Annotated in this window: 14 protein-coding genes; 6 read left to right on the forward strand and 8 right to left on the reverse strand. The window is 68.0% G+C overall.

Annotation, left to right across the window (positions count from 1 at the left end):
- Positions 1-72: 72 nt before the first annotated feature.
- Both DIE23_RS09055 and DIE23_RS09060 read right to left on the reverse strand, forming a co-directional pair.
- Positions 73-441 (reverse strand): DUF2946 domain-containing protein, encoded by a 369-nt coding sequence (locus tag DIE23_RS09055; RefSeq protein WP_124611797.1) that lies wholly within the window; start codon positions 439-441, stop codon positions 73-75.
- 156 nt (positions 442-597) lie between these two features.
- Positions 598-1,134 (reverse strand): cytochrome b, encoded by a 537-nt coding sequence (locus DIE23_RS09060; protein ID WP_124611798.1) that lies wholly within the window; start codon positions 1,132-1,134, stop codon positions 598-600.
- A gap of 230 nt (positions 1,135-1,364) precedes the next feature.
- On the opposite strand from DIE23_RS09060, the gene DIE23_RS09065 reads away from it, so the two are divergent.
- A complete protein-coding gene (locus DIE23_RS09065) occupies positions 1,365-2,003 on the forward strand; it encodes a Pr6Pr family membrane protein (protein ID WP_124611799.1) in 639 nt (212 codons plus the stop codon).
- A gap of 48 nt (positions 2,004-2,051) precedes the next feature.
- Here the strand turns inward: DIE23_RS09065 and DIE23_RS09070 are convergent, their stop codons facing one another.
- Positions 2,052-2,786, reverse strand: a complete 735-nt coding sequence (locus DIE23_RS09070; RefSeq protein ID WP_124611800.1) for a peptidoglycan DD-metalloendopeptidase family protein — start codon at positions 2,784-2,786, stop codon at positions 2,052-2,054.
- Between the two features lie 416 nt (positions 2,787-3,202).
- On the opposite strand from DIE23_RS09070, the gene DIE23_RS09075 reads away from it, so the two are divergent.
- Positions 3,203-3,520, forward strand: a complete 318-nt coding sequence (locus tag DIE23_RS09075; protein WP_124611801.1) for a hypothetical protein — start codon at positions 3,203-3,205, stop codon at positions 3,518-3,520.
- A 114-nt stretch (positions 3,521-3,634) separates the two neighbouring features.
- On the opposite strand, the gene DIE23_RS09080 is transcribed toward DIE23_RS09075, so the two are convergent.
- The 4 genes from DIE23_RS09080 to DIE23_RS09095 form a co-directional block, all read right to left on the reverse strand.
- Complete coding sequence (locus DIE23_RS09080; RefSeq protein WP_124611802.1) at positions 3,635-3,979, reverse strand: DUF4148 domain-containing protein; 345 nt, start codon at positions 3,977-3,979, stop codon at positions 3,635-3,637.
- A gap of 200 nt (positions 3,980-4,179) precedes the next feature.
- The gene (gene gndA / locus DIE23_RS09085) at positions 4,180-5,592 is read right to left on the reverse strand and encodes an NADP-dependent phosphogluconate dehydrogenase (RefSeq protein ID WP_124611803.1); all 1,413 of its coding nucleotides are present in this window, start codon (positions 5,590-5,592) and stop codon (positions 4,180-4,182) included.
- A 97-nt stretch (positions 5,593-5,689) separates the two neighbouring features.
- Positions 5,690-6,331, reverse strand: a complete 642-nt coding sequence (locus tag DIE23_RS09090) for a DUF938 domain-containing protein (RefSeq protein ID WP_124611804.1) — start codon at positions 6,329-6,331, stop codon at positions 5,690-5,692.
- Positions 6,328-7,224, reverse strand: coding sequence for an NAD-dependent protein deacetylase (locus DIE23_RS09095; protein ID WP_124611805.1), 897 nt, complete (start codon positions 7,222-7,224; stop codon positions 6,328-6,330). The genes DIE23_RS09090 and DIE23_RS09095 overlap by 4 nt, the downstream gene beginning before the upstream one ends.
- Before the next feature lie 1,325 nt (positions 7,225-8,549).
- Here DIE23_RS09095 and DIE23_RS09105 point away from each other — a divergent pair.
- A complete protein-coding gene (locus DIE23_RS09105; RefSeq protein WP_124611806.1) occupies positions 8,550-11,027 on the forward strand; it encodes a mechanosensitive ion channel family protein in 2,478 nt (825 codons plus the stop codon).
- A 7-nt stretch (positions 11,028-11,034) separates the two neighbouring features.
- Here the strand turns inward: DIE23_RS09105 and DIE23_RS09110 are convergent, their stop codons facing one another.
- Positions 11,035-11,868 carry a CerR family C-terminal domain-containing protein gene (locus DIE23_RS09110; protein WP_124611807.1) on the reverse strand — a complete coding sequence of 278 codons (834 nt, stop codon included), beginning with the start codon at positions 11,866-11,868 and terminating at the stop codon, positions 11,035-11,037.
- A gap of 92 nt (positions 11,869-11,960) precedes the next feature.
- On the opposite strand from DIE23_RS09110, the gene DIE23_RS09115 reads away from it, so the two are divergent.
- Genes DIE23_RS09115 through DIE23_RS09125 form a run of 3 tightly spaced genes read left to right on the forward strand, consistent with a single transcriptional unit; the run spans position 11,961 to position 16,159 of the window.
- Positions 11,961-13,079 carry an HlyD family secretion protein gene (locus DIE23_RS09115; RefSeq protein ID WP_124611808.1) on the forward strand — a complete coding sequence of 373 codons (1,119 nt, stop codon included), beginning with the start codon at positions 11,961-11,963 and terminating at the stop codon, positions 13,077-13,079.
- Positions 13,072-14,658 (forward strand): DHA2 family efflux MFS transporter permease subunit, encoded by a 1,587-nt coding sequence (locus DIE23_RS09120; protein WP_124611809.1) that lies wholly within the window; start codon positions 13,072-13,074, stop codon positions 14,656-14,658. Before DIE23_RS09115 ends, DIE23_RS09120 begins: the two co-directional genes overlap by 8 nt.
- A gap of 13 nt (positions 14,659-14,671) precedes the next feature.
- Complete coding sequence (locus DIE23_RS09125; protein WP_124611810.1) at positions 14,672-16,159, forward strand: efflux transporter outer membrane subunit; 1,488 nt, start codon at positions 14,672-14,674, stop codon at positions 16,157-16,159.
- Positions 16,160-16,464: the final 305 nt, after the last annotated feature.

Below are 16,464 nucleotides of genomic sequence, written 5' to 3' on the forward strand. Positions count from 1 at the left end.
CGAGTGACGCCCTCCACGCGGCCTCGACGGACCGCACGGATATCGGCGATGAAGGAAACGGAAGACAGCGCGTCAGGCGCGCTCGGGCGGTGCGCGTGGATACGCGCGCGGATAGCGGTCGGCGCGCGCCGCGACGGCATGCGGCGCGGCGGCGGAAACGGCATGGGCCGGGACGAAGGCGAACGATGCGGCGACCGCGCCGCCGATCGCGGGACTGTGCGCGAAGAAGCCGCAATAGCCGCACGCATCGAGATGCAATGCATGATCGTGTGCGTGGCTCGCAGCGGACGCACGGTGCGCGCCATGCTCTGCACTGCAGACGGTTGAGCCGGGGATGGCCGCCCGTGCGATGCGCCACTGCGACACCAGCGGCGCCGCGATCGCGAGCCAGATCGCGAACACGCCGAGCCAAGCGGTCAGGTGACGATGTCGGTGCAGCATGCGCGGCAATGCGTAAGCGGAATGTAAAAGCAGCCGAGATGTTACAGAATGTTCGCCGCGATGGCCAGTCGCGCATCGCGGTAAACGAACCGGGGGCGCATGGTTGTCAATACAACCATGCGCCCCCGGCTGCTGCGCGGCTTCAGCGCGCCGCGATCACGGCGCCATGCGTCGCAGCACGTCGTCGCGCCGGACGAAATGGTGGTAGAGCGCGGCCAGCGCATGCAGGCCGATCACGAAGTAGAACGCGTTGCCGATCAGTTCGTGCGCGTCCTTGATCGTCGGCCGCAGCGCCTTGTCGGGGCCGAACAGCGTGAACGACACGCCGATCCAGTCGAGCGACACGGGCTTGCCGCCCATGTTGACCAACATGATGCCGAGCAGCGGCTGCGCGATGATGAATACGTACAGCGCGAGATGTGCGAGCTTCGACATCCACTTCAGCAGCGTCGCCTGCGGAATGGGCTCCGGCACGCGGCTGACCACCCGCCACAACACGCGCAGCACCGAGAGCACGAGCACGAAAGTGCCTGCCAGATAGTGCACGTTCATCCAGAACACGCGGGTGTCGCTGCCTTTCGGTCCGCGAATCTCGATGGCCAGGTACGCCAGCGCCACCAGCAGGAAGACGGCCCAGTGAAAGAAGATCGCAGGCGAGCTGTAGCGCGTCTGTTTCGCGAGGATGTTTTTCATGCTGTGTCTCGTATTGCTCGTGGGTATGCGGGGCGGGCACATGCCGCGGCTGGCCGGTGCCCGGCGGCTGCCCCGATTGTAGCCTCACGGGCGGCCGGCGTTGCTCGACCGGATCAAATATCCGAAGAATCCGCGCGGCCCCGCCCCGCGGCCCCCATATGGAAAATCCGCATCGCGCGCGTGCGCGGCTGTGGCACGATGAAGCTTTGGTGCGACGTTGCGCGGGCATCATGAGCAAAGCGTTCTTCGTTGCGGCCTACCGGCTGATCGCCGCGTTGCTCGCGGTGTCCACCACGCTGCACAGCGTCGCCGACTACTGGGGCATGCCGGCCTTTCATCTCGGCAACTACCTCAGCTACTTCACGCAACTGAGCAGCCTGTATGCAGCGGCCATGCTGATCGCAGGGCTGTCGCGCGTCACGCGCCCGGGCTCGGCCCGCTACGAATCGATGCGCGGCGCCGCCGTGCTCTACGTGCTGATCACCGCGATCGTCTACGAACTGCTGCTCGCACGGCTCGATGCGCTGCGCCACATCACCCCGGCCCTCAACAATTGGGTCCTGCACCGGATCGTGCCGCTCGTGGTGCTGTGCGACTGGCTGTACGTGGAGCCGCGCTCGCCGATCCCGTGGCGCAGCGCGTTCGCGTGGCTCGGCTTTCCGGTCGTCTATCTCGGCTACACGCTCGTGCGCGGCGCGCTGGAGAACTGGTATCCCTACCCGTTCGTCGATCCGCGACCACACGGCTACCTGCCGGTCGCGGTCCAGTGCTCGCTGATCGCGCTCGGCGCGGCGGGACTCGCACTCGGCATCCGATGGCTCGGCAATCATGCGAGGCAGTCCGGCGCCGCGGCGCTCAAGGAAGGGTGACGGCGGAAACGTGTGCGCCGCGCGGCGCACACGTCGTGACGCTGCGCGTCAGCCGCCGTTGCGCGGCAGGAAGTTCATCGGATCGACGACCTTGCCGTTCTGCCGGACTTCGAACTCGAACGTCGCGCGGCCGCTCGCGTCGGTGCCCATCTCGGCGATCGGCTGGCCCGCGCGCACCGCGTCACCTTCGTTGACGAGCAGCCTGCCGTTGTGCCCGTAGGCCGTGATGAGCCCGTTGTCGTGCTTCAGGATCACGAGCGGGCCGTACGCCTTGACGCCGGATCCGGCGTAGACGACCCGCCCGTTGGCCGCGGCCCGCACCGAACGGTCGAGCCCCGACGCGGCGATCACGATGCCGCGCGTCTTGCCGGCCGAGAACGGCGTCGCGACGATGCCCGTGGCCGGCCATGCCAGCGAGCCGGGTTGCGCGGCCGCCGCGGACGGCTGCCCGAGCGACGTCGCGGCAGGCGGCGGCGCGACGCGCAGCACCTGGCCGGGCGACACGGCGTCATTCGGCGACATGTGGTTCCAGATTGCCAAGTCCTGCACGCGCTGCCCGTATGCGGCGGCGACGCCGGCGAGCGTGTCGCCCGGATTCACGCGGTAATAGCCGGCGATCACGCCCGGCGTGGCGACCGACGCCGGCGTCGACGGCCGCATCGGCTGCCAGCTGTCGGTCCACGGCGTCATCGTACAGCCCGTCAGCGCGGCGGCCGCGGCGACGAACGCCGCCTGCGGCAACCAGCGCGCCAGCGCATCGTGGATCGGAATCGTTTTTCTCAAGGGTCCTCCCGGATTTGCGTCGTTGCACCGCCCACCGCCCTCCGGCGTGCGACGCACGATGTCCGGCCGGACGGCCGGACCAACCAGTATCCGACCGCTCTCGCGGCCGTCAGTTTCCACAGCGGAACGCCGACGCGAACGGGCTCACCGGCCCCTTTTTCGCGCCTTTTTCGCGTCGTCCCGATCGTCAAAGATACCATTTGTCGTGGTCAGGACCGCGACAGGCGCCCGCGCCGGCAACAATCTTGCGGTGCCACGGGCGGATGCCGGCGGGCCGCAAGCCGCGCCGCGCGGGGCGTCCGGCCAGCCGTACTGCGGCGGCCGGCCGTGTCGCGCCCACGACCGCCGCCCCGCTGCCGGCCGCCTCCTATACTCGGAGGTGCACCGCACGATCCAGCGATAACGAGGAGAAAATCATGAACAATGCGACGTTTCTGTCCGTGCAGCTCAACGCCGAGGATTTCGCCGGTTCCAGCGGCCTCGTCGAATTGCTCAACCGGCACCTGCTGTTCGCGACGGACGTCGCCGAAGCCGCGGACGCCCTCGTCCAGCTGGCGAGCGTCGCGCACCTGAGCGACACCCGGCACAGCGTCGAGCTGCCGGTGCTCGCGATCGAGCGGCTGCGCGACGCGCTCGATACGCTGAGCGGCTACGACGAAGCGTGGCTGCAGGCGCTGGAGCCGGCCGACGCGCTGTTCCGGGACATCGGCCGCGGCCCGCGGCCGCTGCACTGACGAGACAGGCGCCGCCAATGAAAACAGCCCGTCGTTCCGTGATGCGGAACGACGGGCTGCGTGTACTGCGCAGGGTCAGATCAGGCCGTGTATGCGGCCGACCATCAATGACGATTAACGACCCTTGTAGACCGGTGCGCCGTCCGACACGCGCTTCACTTGCCAGCCGGTCTTGGCGACTGCCGGAGCACCCGACTCTTGCTGGGCGGCCGGTTGCGCGCCGTAGCCGCTCGTATCGGCAGCGGCGACGTTCTGTTGCGGGTTCACGCGGGCTTCGGCGGCCTGGATGCTTGCCGGGTAGTCGGTACGGTCGCTGCCCAGCTTGTAGCCGGCCTGTTGCAGCTCGGCCAGTTCGGCCTTCACCTGCGCACGGGTGACGGGCGCGCTCTGTTGGGCAAACGACACGGCGGGAACGGCGAGGACAGCAGCTGCAGCGAACGTTGCGATCAGCGATTTCATGATTACCTCCGGGATTTTTTTGCTTCGCCGCACACACCATGTCTGCAGCGATTGAACAAAGTTTAGTCCCGAGATCACTTAGGGAAAACCATGAAAGAACGAAAACACTGTTTCCTCGGAGCCAACAATTCCGGAATCCGGGAACGAAAAACCCTACTCAAAGAATAGATTTTCGCAACAATGCCGTCCTCGCCTGCCGGTTACGACCAGTTCGCGTGGAAGCTGCCCGGCTTGTCGGTACGCTCGAACGTATGCGCGCCGAAGAAGTCGCGCTGCGCCTGCACAAGATTCGCCGGCAGCCGCTCGGAGCGGTAGCTGTCGAAGTACGCGACCGCCGACGCGAACGCCGGCACCGGCACGCCTGCCTTCACCGCCGCCACCACGACGTCGCGCAGCGACGCCTGATAGTTTGCGGCGATGTCCTTGAAATACGGGTCGAGCAGCAGGTTCGCGAGCGCCGGATCCTTTGCGTACGCGTCCGTGATCTTCTGCAGGAAGCGCGCGCGGATGATGCAGCCCGCGCGGAAGATCTTCGCGATCGTCCCGAGATCGAGGCTCCAGCCGTACTCTTCGGACGCCGTGCGCAGCTGCGCGAAGCCCTGCGCGTACGAGATCACCTTGCTCAGGTACAGCGCGCGGCGCACCGCTTCGATGAACGCCGCACGGTCGCCGTCGAACGGCGCGGCGGCCGGGCCCGACAGGATCTTGCTGGCCGCGACGCGCTCGGTCTTCAGCGACGACAGCACGCGCGCGAACACCGACTCGGTGATCAGCGGCAGCGGCACGCCGAGATCCAGCGCGTTCTGGCTCGTCCACTTGCCGGTGCCCTTCTGCGCGGCGCGGTCGAGGATCACGTCGACGAGGTGCTTGCCGGTTTCGTCGTCCTTCTTGCCGAAGATCTTCGACGTGATCTCGATCAGGTAGCTGTCGAGCTCGCCCTGGTTCCACTCGGTGTATACCGCGCCGAGTTCGTCGTTGGTCAGGCCCGCGACGTCCTTCAGCACCGCATAGCTTTCGGCGATCAACTGCATGTCGCCGTATTCGATGCCGTTGTGGACCATCTTCACGTAGTGGCCCGCACCGTCCGAACCCATGTACGCGACGCACGGCTCGCCGTCCGACGGCGCCTTCGCGGCGATCTGCTTGAGGATCGGCTCGACCAGGTCGTACGCGTCGCGCTGGCCGCCGGGCATGATCGACGGGCCGCGCAGCGCACCCTCTTCGCCGCCCGACACGCCGGTACCGATGAAGTGCAGGCCCGACTGCGCGAGCTCCCGGTTGCGGCGGATCGTGTCCGTGAAGTGCGTATTGCCGCCGTCGATCAGCACGTCGCCCTTCTCGAGCAGCGGCTTGAGCGATGCGATCGTCGCATCGGTCGCTTCGCCGGCCTTCACCATCATCAGGATCCGGCGCGGCGTTTCGAGCGACGCGACGAACGCCTCGAGCGTATAGGTCGGCGCCAGATTGCGGCCGGGGAATTCGGCGATCAGTTCGTCGGTTTTCTCGCGGCTGCGGTTGTACACCGACACCGCGTAACCGCGGCTCTCGATATTGAGTGCGAGATTGCGGCCCATCACCGCGAGCCCGATCACACCGATTGCTTGTTTGCCCATTAGTCAATTCTCCGGAAAAAACGGGGCGCGACCCGAACCGGGCCGCGCGCACAGGCGAAAGGATAGTGGAAACCCGACCGCGATGCGCGCTAGCGTGTCATTGCTCCGCGTGGGGCAGGCGCCGGAACACGACGCTCAGGTTGTTCGCCGGCATCTCGACGACCTCGATGCAATCGAGCCCGCGGTCGAGGCCGAGCGCGACGACCGTCTCGAGATCGCGCACGCCCCACGACGGGTCGCGGCTGCGCAACTGCTGGTCGAACGCTTCGTTGGACGGCGCCGTGTGCCGGCCTTCGCGGCGATACGGGCCGTACAGGAACAGCACGCCGCCCGGGCGCAGCACGCGCGACGCGCCGGCGAACAGCGCGTCGGTGCAGGCCCACGGCGAGATGTGAATCATGTTGATGCAGACGATCGCGTCGAACGCCGCGGCCGGCCACGACGCGTCGCGCACGTCGAACGCCAGCGGCTCGGCCAGGTTCGCGAGGCCGGCATGCGCGACCCACGCGGCGATCGATCGGCGCGCGTGTGCGTCGGGATCGCTCGGCTGCCAGCGCAGCCCCGGCAGCGCCTGCGCGAAATGGACCGCATGTTGCCCGGTGCCGCTCGCGATCTCGAGCACGCTGCCGCTGGCCGGCAGCACGCGGCGCAACACGTCGAGGATCGGCCCGCGATTGCGCTCGGCCGCCGGCGCCGACAGCCGCGCGGACGGATCGGGCGAAGACGTCGGCCCGGTCACGATGCGTGCTCCGGTGCGCTGCCGGGAACGCCCAGCCGCGCGTTCAGCGCGTCGAGCGCGGGCGCGCAACGCGCCTCGACCTTCAGCGTCAGCATCGGATCGGCGCGCGTGTGGCCGAGGTTCAGTGCGGCGACGGGCTTGTTCTGCGCCTGGGCCCACACGCAGAACCGGTAGCCTGAATACACCATCAGCGACGAACCGACGACGAGCAGCGCATCCGCCGCATCGAGCGCCTGCGACGCCAGCGCGACGCGTTCGCGCGGCACGTTCTCGCCGAAGAACACCACCGCCGGCTTCAGCAGCCCGCCGCAGGCCGGACAGGCCGGAATGCGGAACGTGTCGAGCGCGGCCCATTCGAGGTGCGCGTCGCCGTCGGCAGCGGGCTCCGCCTGCGCGCCCAACAGTTCGGGGTTGTCCGTTTCGAGCACGTCCTGGATCGTCGCGCGCGCGTGCTGCGCGCCGCAATCGAGGCACGTGACGCCATTGATGCCGCCATGCAGTTCGATCACGTCGCCGCTGCCTGCACGCTGGTGCAGGCCGTCGACATTCTGCGTGACGAGGCGTTCGATCCGGCCGGTGCCGCCGAGCCGTGCGAGCGCGACGTGCGAGCGGTTCGGCTGCGCACGGCCGACCACGGGCCAGCCGATCATGCTGCGCGCCCAGTAGCGCCGGCGCGCCGCCTCGGAACCGAGGAATTCGTGGAGTTGGATCGGCGGCGACCGCATCCATTGACCGTTGCGGTCGCGATAGCCGGGAATGCCGGAATCCGTGCTGATGCCCGCACCGGTCAGCACGAGCAGCCGCGGATGGCGCTCGACGAACGTGTGCAGCGCATCGAGTGCGGCCGTATCGATGCTGGCGGATGAGGGGTCGGGCAAGGCGATGTCGTTCATGTTGGCGGCGCGTGATCGGGCGCGGTGGCAAGCCGTGCGGCCAGCGCGCCAGCACATGATACAGAACGCCGCACGATCCGGCCGGCGGTCCGCGCGGCACCGGCGCGGCAAAAAAAAGACGCCCATCGACCACATGGCGATGGGCGCTTCAACAATTGATCCATCGGGGTAGTGGATCAACTGACAGCACAATGTCGTCGGATCCACCGCGGTGCGGCCGGCGGACCGTTCCCCTGAACTACTCCTTCGATTTCCTGATGTTGCCCTGATGTTTGCGCGGATCGCCGCGCGGCACGGCGTGCGGCACGCACACGCATGCGTAGCGTGGGGCGCGCCTGCGTTTCGCGCGTCGGCATGGCGATCCGGAAGTCATGGTCGTCCATCTGCGTGCACCGGCGGTTGATCCCCGACGGCCGACTGGCACTGGTCGGCCTCGTGCATCACGCCCGCACGTCGTCGTTCAGAACGAACCCGATTTGTTCGGATGGAACGAAAAGCCGCTCGCTCATGTCGCCGCACTCAACGGCGAAGCGAATTCACGGGCAGGTCGGCGATTCATGTTTGCAACATGACACGTTGCGATTCGATCTGTTCTCATTCTCTTGTCCCCGTCTTGTATGTATCCGACCCACTGAAGCGATGGCCGGGCCCTACTTCGCCGGCCATCGCGCTCACGGCGCATACAGACATGCAAGGAGCGCACCATGCTTCGCGGCGTAAGGCCCCACGGCCCGTGAAATGACCCCGATGCAAATCGCACGGCAACGGAAATGCGTGAACGTTTCGAAAGTGAAACGACGGCAAACGACCCGCGACCGATGGCGGCCGGGCGCGACGCCGGTGTTGCAGGAATGTGACGCGTGCGCCGGCGGGGCATTTGCACCCGTTCGATGCCGACGATCCGCTTACAGTTGCCCGACCCTGGCCGAACATGCGCATGCCTGCACGAACTGCCGATCCGTCACGAAGATCAGGGTTGATTCATCAGGAATCCGGAGTTCCCTGTCCATAGCCGAAGCCGCGGGTTGCAACGGATCGACTCACCGCCGGGCACGTTTCGTTCCCGACCTGCCGCTGGCGCCCCGTGGCCACATGCCATCGCCCCGACGACCTGCCAGCATGACGGATCGTGAACGGCCCGCGCCGAACAGCCGCGCCACCCGGAAGGAACCACCCGGAGCGCCGCAAACGCCCGCAGCGCTTGCCGCATGCCCGATTCGAATAGTCGTCGACGGAACTATTCGGTTCCGATGGCGATCATGTTAACTTCCGTCCATCGCTCAGACCGGCGGGCCACGTTTCGATGCGCGCCCGCACGCCTACCCATGCGACATTTCCTGCTCGGCTGGCTGCTCGCCGCCATCGTATCGGCCGCCCACTCGGCCGCCCCTGCACCGGCCGCCGCATCGGCCGCCTCCGGCGCCGTGCCCGCGCTGACGCCGCAACAGGCGCAGCAGGCCCTCTCCGTCCTGCAAAACCCGCGCGAGCGCGACCAGGTCGAAACGACGTTGCGCGCGATCGCGGCCGTCGGCGTGCTGAGCACGCCCGCGCTCCCGGCGAGCGCCGCGGCGCCGGCCAGCGCGGCATCGGTTGCCGCCGCCCCCGCCGCGCTCACGACGAACGGGCTCGCGTCGATGCTCGTCCGTCAGGGATCGCGCTGGGCCGGTGAAATCGGCGGCGCGCTGAACGAATCGCTGCGCTCGCTGCTCGACGTCGGCTCGGTCGGCAACTGGTGGCACGAGCGGCTCGTGCGCGCCGACGAACGTGCCGATCTCACGCGCGCGATCCTGATCATCCTCGCCGTGCTCGTACCCGCGTTCGTCGTCGAATGGGTCGCGAAGCGGCTGCTGCGGCGCGCGCTGGCCGCCCTGAGCGCGCGGCGCGCCGAATCGTCGCGCCGGGCCGAAGCCGACGCACCCGACCACGAGCCGCCCGGGCCCGACGACACCGCGTCAACGCAGGAACCGGCCACCTCCGCTGCGAGGACCGACGGGACCGAGACGCCCGATACGTCATCGCAAGGCCGCGGCCACGCACGGCGCCATACCACGCTGCTGCGCCGGATGCCGCGCGCGCTGGTCAGCCTCGCACTGCGGGCAGTGCCGCTGCTGGTGTTCGTCGGCGTCGCGAGCCTGACGATGTCGGTGCTCGACGGCACCGGCACGCCGACCGAAACCGCACTCGAATCGCTGATCGACATCTACGTGATCTGCCGCCTCGTGACGATCGTCAGCCGGCTGTTCTTCCAGCCCGATGCGCGGCAACTGAGGCTGCTGCACATCAGCGACGCATGGGCCGCGTTCGCGCAGCGCTCGATCGCGCGGATCGTGATCGTCGTCGGCGCCTGCACGGCAGCGGTCGAGATCGCTGCGAGCTTCGGCCTCAGCGACGCCGGTCACGTCGCGCTGCTGAAGGCTGTCGCGCTCGTCGGCCACTTGATGATCTCGGCGCTGATCCTCCGGTGCCGCCAGCCGGTCGCCGCGCGCATCCGCGCGGCGGGCGAAGATCGGCCTGCGTTCGCGATGATCGGCAATGCGCTCGCCGACGCGTGGGCGCCCGTGTCGGTGTTCGTCGTGATGGCGTTGTGGTTCGTGTGGGCGCTCGACGTCCACAACGGCTATCGCGTGCTGATCACGCTCGGCGGCCGCTCGATCGCCGTGATGATCGGCATGCGGATCGTGTCGATCGTCGTGTTCGGCGCGCTCGCGCGGCTGTTCCAGCGCCGCGACGACGATCGCACGCTCGTCCACCTGCACGCGTACCGCTACTACCCGCTGGTGCGCCAGATCGTGTCGGCGGTGATCGCCGTCGTGACCGTCGTGCTGTTGCTGCAGACCTGGGGCGTGCCGATCTTGCACGCGTTCGAGACCGGCACGATCGGCCATCGGCTCGCGTCGGCGCTGATCACGATCGCGATTGCAGCCGTCGTCGCGCTGATCGTCTGGGAAGCCGCAAACATCGCGATCGAGCGACGCCTGCAGCAGTGGACACGCGAAGGCAACCTCGTGCGCGCGGCGCGGTTGCGCACGCTGCTGCCGATGCTGCGTTCGCTGCTGTTCATCATGATCGCGCTCGTCGTCGTGCTGACCGGCCTCAGCGAAATCGGCGTGAACATCGGTCCGCTGCTCGCCGGCGCCAGCATCTTCGGCGTCGCGCTCGGCTTCGGCTCGCAGAAGCTCGTGCAGGACTTCATCACCGGGATCTTCCTGCTGATGGAGAACGCGATGCAGGTGGGCGACTGGGTCACGCTCGCCGGCGTATCCGGCACGGTCGAATATCTGTCGATCCGCACCGTGCGGCTGCGTGCGGGCGACGGATCGCTGTACACGATCCCGTTCAGCTCGGTGACGACCGTCAACAACACGAATCGCGGGCTCGGCAACGCGGCCGTCAAGGTCAGCATCGCCTACGACCAGGACATCGAACGCGCGATCGCGGCGCTGAAGGAGATCGGCGCCGCGTTGCGCGACGACCCGAATTACCAGGACGGCATCCTGTCGGATTTCAGCTTCTGGGGCATCGACCAGGTCGACGGCGCGGCGATCGCGCTGGCAGGACAGATCCAGTGCAAGGACTCGGCACGTTGGGGCGTGCAGCGCGAATTCAACCGGCGAATCGCGGTGCTGTTCCGCGAACGCGGGATCCGGATCGCGAATCCGCAGCGCAGCCTCGTCGCGTATGACCAAGGTTTGCAACGCGGGCAAGGCGGTGACGGCATCGATAGCGCCAGCGAAGATGGCGCCGATACAGCCGCGCGGCCGCCAACGTCGGGCAATCCGGTACGCAGGCCGGCAACGAACTGATACGCGCTCAGCTCGACGCGGGCCGCTTTGCGCGCCGCGTGGCGTTCGCCGGGGCACTTTTGCCCGCGCGTTTCGCCGGCCCGCCGGTGCCTGTGCCCGCGCGCCGCTTCGCGACGGCTTGCGGATCATCGGCGATTGCGCCGCGCTGCGCGTGCCAGTGTTCGAGCAGCACGCGCGTCTGGTCGGCAATGGTCGCCATCAGCAACGCGCCGCCTTCTCCGTCGAAACTGTCCCAGTCGAGCAGTTGCAGCGTGGAGCGCGGCACGAGGTGGAATACCGTCAACTGCCCGAACAGGCTCATCGCACGCAGCCGCGTGACCGGATCGTCGGCCGGCCGCCCGGAGATCCGGCCGATCAGTTCGGCGCTCACGTCGTTGAGCGGCTTGCGCACGCGTTTCATCAGGATTTCCGTCGCGCTCGCCGGCTCCTGCCCAACCTGCTCGCGCGCGAAGAACATCCGCTGCCCCAGCGTCTTCGGCACCGTGAACATCCGGTCGGCCAACATGCGAAGGATGTCGATGAACGCGTCGATCAGCGCGTCGACGTCCGCATCCGCGTCGAGCACCTGCCGCGCATGTTCGACCGACGGCCCCAGCACGCTCCAGCCGAGTTCGGCCATCGCGTCGACGCAGGCGCGGTAGACGCCTTCCTTGTTCTCGAAGTAGTACTGGAGCGCCGGTGCATTCACGCCGGCCTTCGCGGCGATGTCGCGCGTCGATGCGCCGGCGAACCCGTATTCGCCGAACAGCTCGATCGCCGCTTCGATGATCCGCTGGCGCGTCTCGTCACCGCGCGCGTAGCCGCTTGTCGACGTGCGCCGCAGCTTCTTCGCTTCGTTCATGCATCCCTCGTCATTCGATCGAACGACATTCTACTTGACAGAATTCTTCCGACTGGAATAATTCGCTCGACTGGAATAAATTGGATGCCCGCATGTCCTCGCTGCAAGACCCGCCATTGAAAGTAGATCGTCAGGAAACCACATCACCGCCACGCAACGGCGGCTCGAAGCGGCGCATCCTGATCGCCGTCGCCGTGGTTGCGGCGCTGGGCGGCGCCGTATCGCTCGGCCACTGGTGGACGATCGGCCGCTTCATCGAAAGCACCAACGACGCGTACCTGCAGGCCGACAACATGACGGCCGCACCGAAGGTTGCCGGATACGTGACCGACGTCTACGTGCGCGACAACCAGGCCGTCAAGCCGGGCGACCCGCTCGTGCGGCTCGACGTCCGCCAGTACCAGGTCGCGCTCGCGCAGTCGACCGCGACCGTCGACGCGCGCCGCGCCGACATCGCGCGTGCCGAAGCCGACATCGGCCAGCAGCGCGCGAACCTCGAGCAGGCCGAGGCACAGGCGAAGGTGTCGCAGATCAATGCGCACCACGCGAGCGACGAATACGCACGCTATGCGCCGCTCGCGGCGACCGGCGCCGAGACGCATGAACGCGTGGCGGACCTGAAGAGCACGCGCGATCAGGCTGCCGCGACGCTCGCCGCGAACCACGCGTCGATCGCCGCCGCCCGCACGCAGATCGCGTCGTTCACCGCGCAGCTGCAGCAGGCGCACGCGCAACTCGAAGCCGCACAGGCGAGCGCCGCGCAGGCGCAGCTCGACCTCGACAACACGATCGTGCGCAGCACGCTCGACGGCCGCGTCGGCGACCGCACGGTGCGCGTCGGGCAGTACGTGCAGCCCGGCACGCGCCTGCTGACCGTCGTGCCGATGGACGCGCTCTACCTCGTCGCGAACTTCAAGGAAACGCAGGTCGGCCGGATGCGCATCGGCCAGCCCGTCGAACTGCACGTCGACGCGCTGCCGGACGACACGCTGACCGGCACCGTCGACAGCTTCTCACCGGGCACCGGCGCGCAATTCGCGCTGCTGCCGCCCGAGAACGCGACGGGCAACTTCACGAAGATCGTGCAGCGCGTGCCGGTGCGCATCCGCCTCGCCGCGAACGCGCGCGCGCAACGCATGCTGTTGCCTGGGCTGTCCGTGACCGTCGACGTCGACACGCGTTCGGACGGCAACGAGAAACGCCATGGCTGATACCGCCGCCACCCCGCCCGCGCCGCCGCACGAAGGCCGCGCGAGCGTCACGGACTGGATCGCGGTCGCCGCCGGCGCGCTCGGCGCGCTGATGGCGACGCTCGACATCTCGATCACGAACTCCGCGCTGCCGCAGATCCAGGGCGAGATCGGCGCGACCGGCACCGAGGGCACGTGGATCTCGACCGGCTACCTGATGTCGGAAATCGTGATGATCCCGCTCGCCGCGTGGCTCACGCGCGTGTTCGGGCTGCGCAATTTCCTGCTGACGAACGCCGCGCTGTTCATCGCGTTTTCGATGATGTGCGGCTGGTCGAACTCGCTCGCGATGATGATCGCCGGGCGCATCGGCCAGGGCTTCACGGGCGGCGCGCTGATCCCCACCGCGCAAACCATCATCCGCACGCGGCTGCCGCTGTCGCAGCTGCCGGTCGGGATGACGCTGTTCGGGCTGATCGTGCTGCTCGGTCCGCTGTTCGGCCCTGTGCTCGGCGGCTGGCTCGCGGAGAACGTCAGCTGGAGCTGGTGTTTCTTCCTGAACCTGCCGGTGTGCCTGCTGCTGATGGCGCTGCTGGTGTTCGGGCTGCCGTCCGAACGGCCGCAATGGCACACGTTCTTCAACGCGGACTGGCTCGGGATCGCGGGTCTCGCGATCGGGCTGAGCTCGTTGACCGTCGTGCTCGAGGAAGGCCAGCGCGAACGCTGGTTCGAGTCGCAGATGATCGTCACGCTGAGCTACGTGTCGCTCGCCGGGATGATCCTTATCGCGTTGTCGCAGCGCTTCGCGAAGCGGCCGATCATGCGCCTGTCGCTGATGCGCAATCCGCGCTATGCGAGCGTGATCGTGATCGTGTCCGCGGTGGGCGCCGGGCTGTACGGCGTGTCGTACCTGCTGCCGCAGTTCCTCGCGATCGTCGCGGGCTACAACGCCGAGCAGGCCGGCGCGATCATGCTGCTGTCGGGCCTGCCCGCGTTTCTCGTGATGCCGATCCTGCCGCGCCTGCTCGGCAAGGTCGACTTCCGCATTCTCGTCATCTCGGGGTTGCTGCTGTTCTGCCTGAGCTGCCTGCTCGACATCAGCCTGACCGCGCAGAGCGTCGGCCACGATTTCGTGTGGTCGCAGCTAATCCGCGGCGTCGCGCAGATGCTCGCGATGATGCCGCTGAACCAGGCGTCGATGGCGGCCGTCGCGCGCGAGGACTCGGGCGACGCGGCCGGGCTCTACAACATGGCGCGCAACCTCGGCGGCTCGATCGGGCTCGCGATCATCGGCACCGTGATCGACCGGCGCACGACCTTCCATGCGGCCGCGCTGCGCGAATCGGTGACCGCCAATTCGCTGATCGGGCAGGAGCGAATGTCGGCCTATGCGGCGAACTGGTTCGCGCACACGGGCGACCTCGCGTATTCGAACATGCGCGCGCTCGGCCAGCTCGCGCAGCAGATCCAGGTCCAGGCCATCGTGATGACCTATTCCGAAACTTTCTACCTGCTGGGTCTCGCGCTGCTCGCCTGCGTGCCGCTCGCGCTGCTGCTGAAGACGCCGCGCGGCCCGCAGCCGATGTCGTCCGGCCATTGAACCGCATTACACGATGAAACCCTTCTCCCTGCCCCGCCGTCCTGCGTTCACGCTGTGCGCAGCCGCGTGCCTGCTCGCCGGCTGTACCGTCGGTCCCGACTATCGCGGTGCACCCGCGGCACCCGACGCGCCGACCTTCGTGCGCGCGCCGGCATCCGGCGTCGACACCGCCGCCCCCGCACCGAGCGCGTGGTGGCAAGCGCTCGACGATCGCCAGCTCGACGACCTGATCGCCGCCGCGCTCGCGCACAACCCCGATCTGCATGCCGCGCAGGCACGGTTGCGCGCATCGCGCGCGCAGCTGTCGCAACAGCGCGCGGCGCAGCTGCCGAAATCGTCGGCCACCGTCGCCGCGATCCGCATGCGCGAACCGGACGTCAGCGCACTCGGCTCGCTGCTGCCGTCCGGCAGCGCGAACCAGTCGGGCGGTTCATCGCCGTCGCTGGGCGGCGCCGGTCCGCTGCAGCTCTACTCGGCCGGCTTCGACGCGACCTGGGAAATCGACCTGTTCGGCGGCACGCGCCGCGCGGTCGAAGCCGCATCCGCGCAGGCGGAAGCCGTCGACGCCGACCTCGCCGACACGCAGGTGTCGATCGCGGCCGAAGTCGCGACCGCGTATGTCGACCTGCGCGATCAGCAGCAGCGGCTCGCGTTGTCGCAACGCACGGCCGATCTGCAGCAGCAGATGCTCGAACTCACGCAGCAGCGTCGCGCGCGCGGCGTCGCGGCCGATACGGACATCGAACGCCTGACGACGCAGGTCGAGAACACGCGTGCGTCGTTGATCCCACTCGATGCGCAGGTGACGGAGTCGCTCGACCGGCTGGCGATCCTGACCGGGCGCGCGCCCGGTGCGCTCGACGCCGCGCTGTCGTCACCGGGCACGCCGCTGCCGACACTGCCCGCCAGCGTGCCGGTCGGCGATCCGGCCGCGCTGCTGAAACAGCGCCCCGACATCCGCGCGGCCGAGCGCCGGCTCGCATCGAGCAATGCGCAGATCGGCGAGCACATCGCCGACTATTTCCCGAAGGTGACGCTGCTCGGCGATCTAGGCTTCAGCGCGACGGACCCCGGCCACCTGTTCCGCAAGCAGAACTTCACGTGGGTCGCCGCGCCGTACCTGCAATGGAACATCCTCGACTTCGGCCGCACGCGCGGCGCGGTGCGGGCGGCCGAAGCGTCGCGCGACGAAGCCGACGCGAACTACCGGAAGGCCGTGCTCGGCGCGTTGCAGGACGCGAACACGGCGTTGCAGCGTTACGGACACCAGCGCGAACACGTCGTTGCACTGACCAAGGTGCAGACGTCCGCCACGCATTCGGCCACGCTGATGAACCAGCGCTATCGCGCGGGTGTCGCATCGACGATCGACCTGCTCGATACGCAGCGCGAAGCGCTCGCGGCGCAACAGAACGTGATCGCCGGGCAAGCCGAGCTGATCAAGGATTACGTGTCGCTGCAGAAGAGCCTCGGGCTCGGATGGCAGACGAACGCAGGTTGACGCACGGCCGGGCGTAGACAGCGCCCCGGTGCCGATCCTGCGTTCCGACCAGGCGGGCTGACCACCCGCCCCGACACCGCGGCGCGGCCGCCGCGTACGGTGTCGAACAACGACCCCGGCGCGATGGCTCGCGCCATCGAATCGGTTCGTCAGACAAAGCCCGCCCATCACATCCCCCTTCGCCTCCCTCCGCATTTCATCCGCCTTCCCGGTTCTTTCGCGGTCTCCATCGAATCTCCATCTTTCCGCATAAAAGACGCCAACCAAGCGCCGCAAACTCCAGCCCGTCAAAGCAGGCAGTGGGC

The sequence above is a fragment of the Burkholderia sp. Bp9143 genome, from assembly GCF_003853645.1.
GTDB lineage: Bacteria > Pseudomonadota > Gammaproteobacteria > Burkholderiales > Burkholderiaceae > Burkholderia.

Excerpts from the sequence above, each read along its gene's own strand:
- DIE23_RS09075 (WP_124611801.1), top strand. The coding sequence starts at position 3,203 with ATGAACAATGCGACGTTTCTGTCCGTGCAGCTCAACGCCGAGGATTTC.
- DIE23_RS09125 (WP_124611810.1), top strand. The coding sequence starts at position 14,672 with ATGAAACCCTTCTCCCTGCCCCGCCGTCCTGCGTTCACGCTGTGCGCA.
- DIE23_RS09095 (WP_124611805.1), bottom strand. The coding sequence starts at position 7,224 with ATGAACGACATCGCCTTGCCCGACCCCTCATCCGCCAGCATCGATACG.
- DIE23_RS09065 (WP_124611799.1), top strand. The coding sequence starts at position 1,365 with ATGAGCAAAGCGTTCTTCGTTGCGGCCTACCGGCTGATCGCCGCGTTG.
- DIE23_RS09055 (WP_124611797.1), bottom strand. The coding sequence starts at position 441 with ATGCTGCACCGACATCGTCACCTGACCGCTTGGCTCGGCGTGTTCGCG.
- DIE23_RS09080 (WP_124611802.1), bottom strand. The coding sequence starts at position 3,979 with ATGAAATCGCTGATCGCAACGTTCGCTGCAGCTGCTGTCCTCGCCGTT.
- DIE23_RS09060 (WP_124611798.1), bottom strand. The coding sequence starts at position 1,134 with ATGAAAAACATCCTCGCGAAACAGACGCGCTACAGCTCGCCTGCGATC.
- gndA (WP_124611803.1), bottom strand. The coding sequence starts at position 5,592 with ATGGGCAAACAAGCAATCGGTGTGATCGGGCTCGCGGTGATGGGCCGC.
- DIE23_RS09115 (WP_124611808.1), top strand. The coding sequence starts at position 11,961 with ATGTCCTCGCTGCAAGACCCGCCATTGAAAGTAGATCGTCAGGAAACC.
- DIE23_RS09120 (WP_124611809.1), top strand. The coding sequence starts at position 13,072 with ATGGCTGATACCGCCGCCACCCCGCCCGCGCCGCCGCACGAAGGCCGC.
- DIE23_RS09105 (WP_124611806.1), top strand. The coding sequence starts at position 8,550 with ATGCGACATTTCCTGCTCGGCTGGCTGCTCGCCGCCATCGTATCGGCC.
- DIE23_RS09110 (WP_124611807.1), bottom strand. The coding sequence starts at position 11,868 with ATGAACGAAGCGAAGAAGCTGCGGCGCACGTCGACAAGCGGCTACGCG.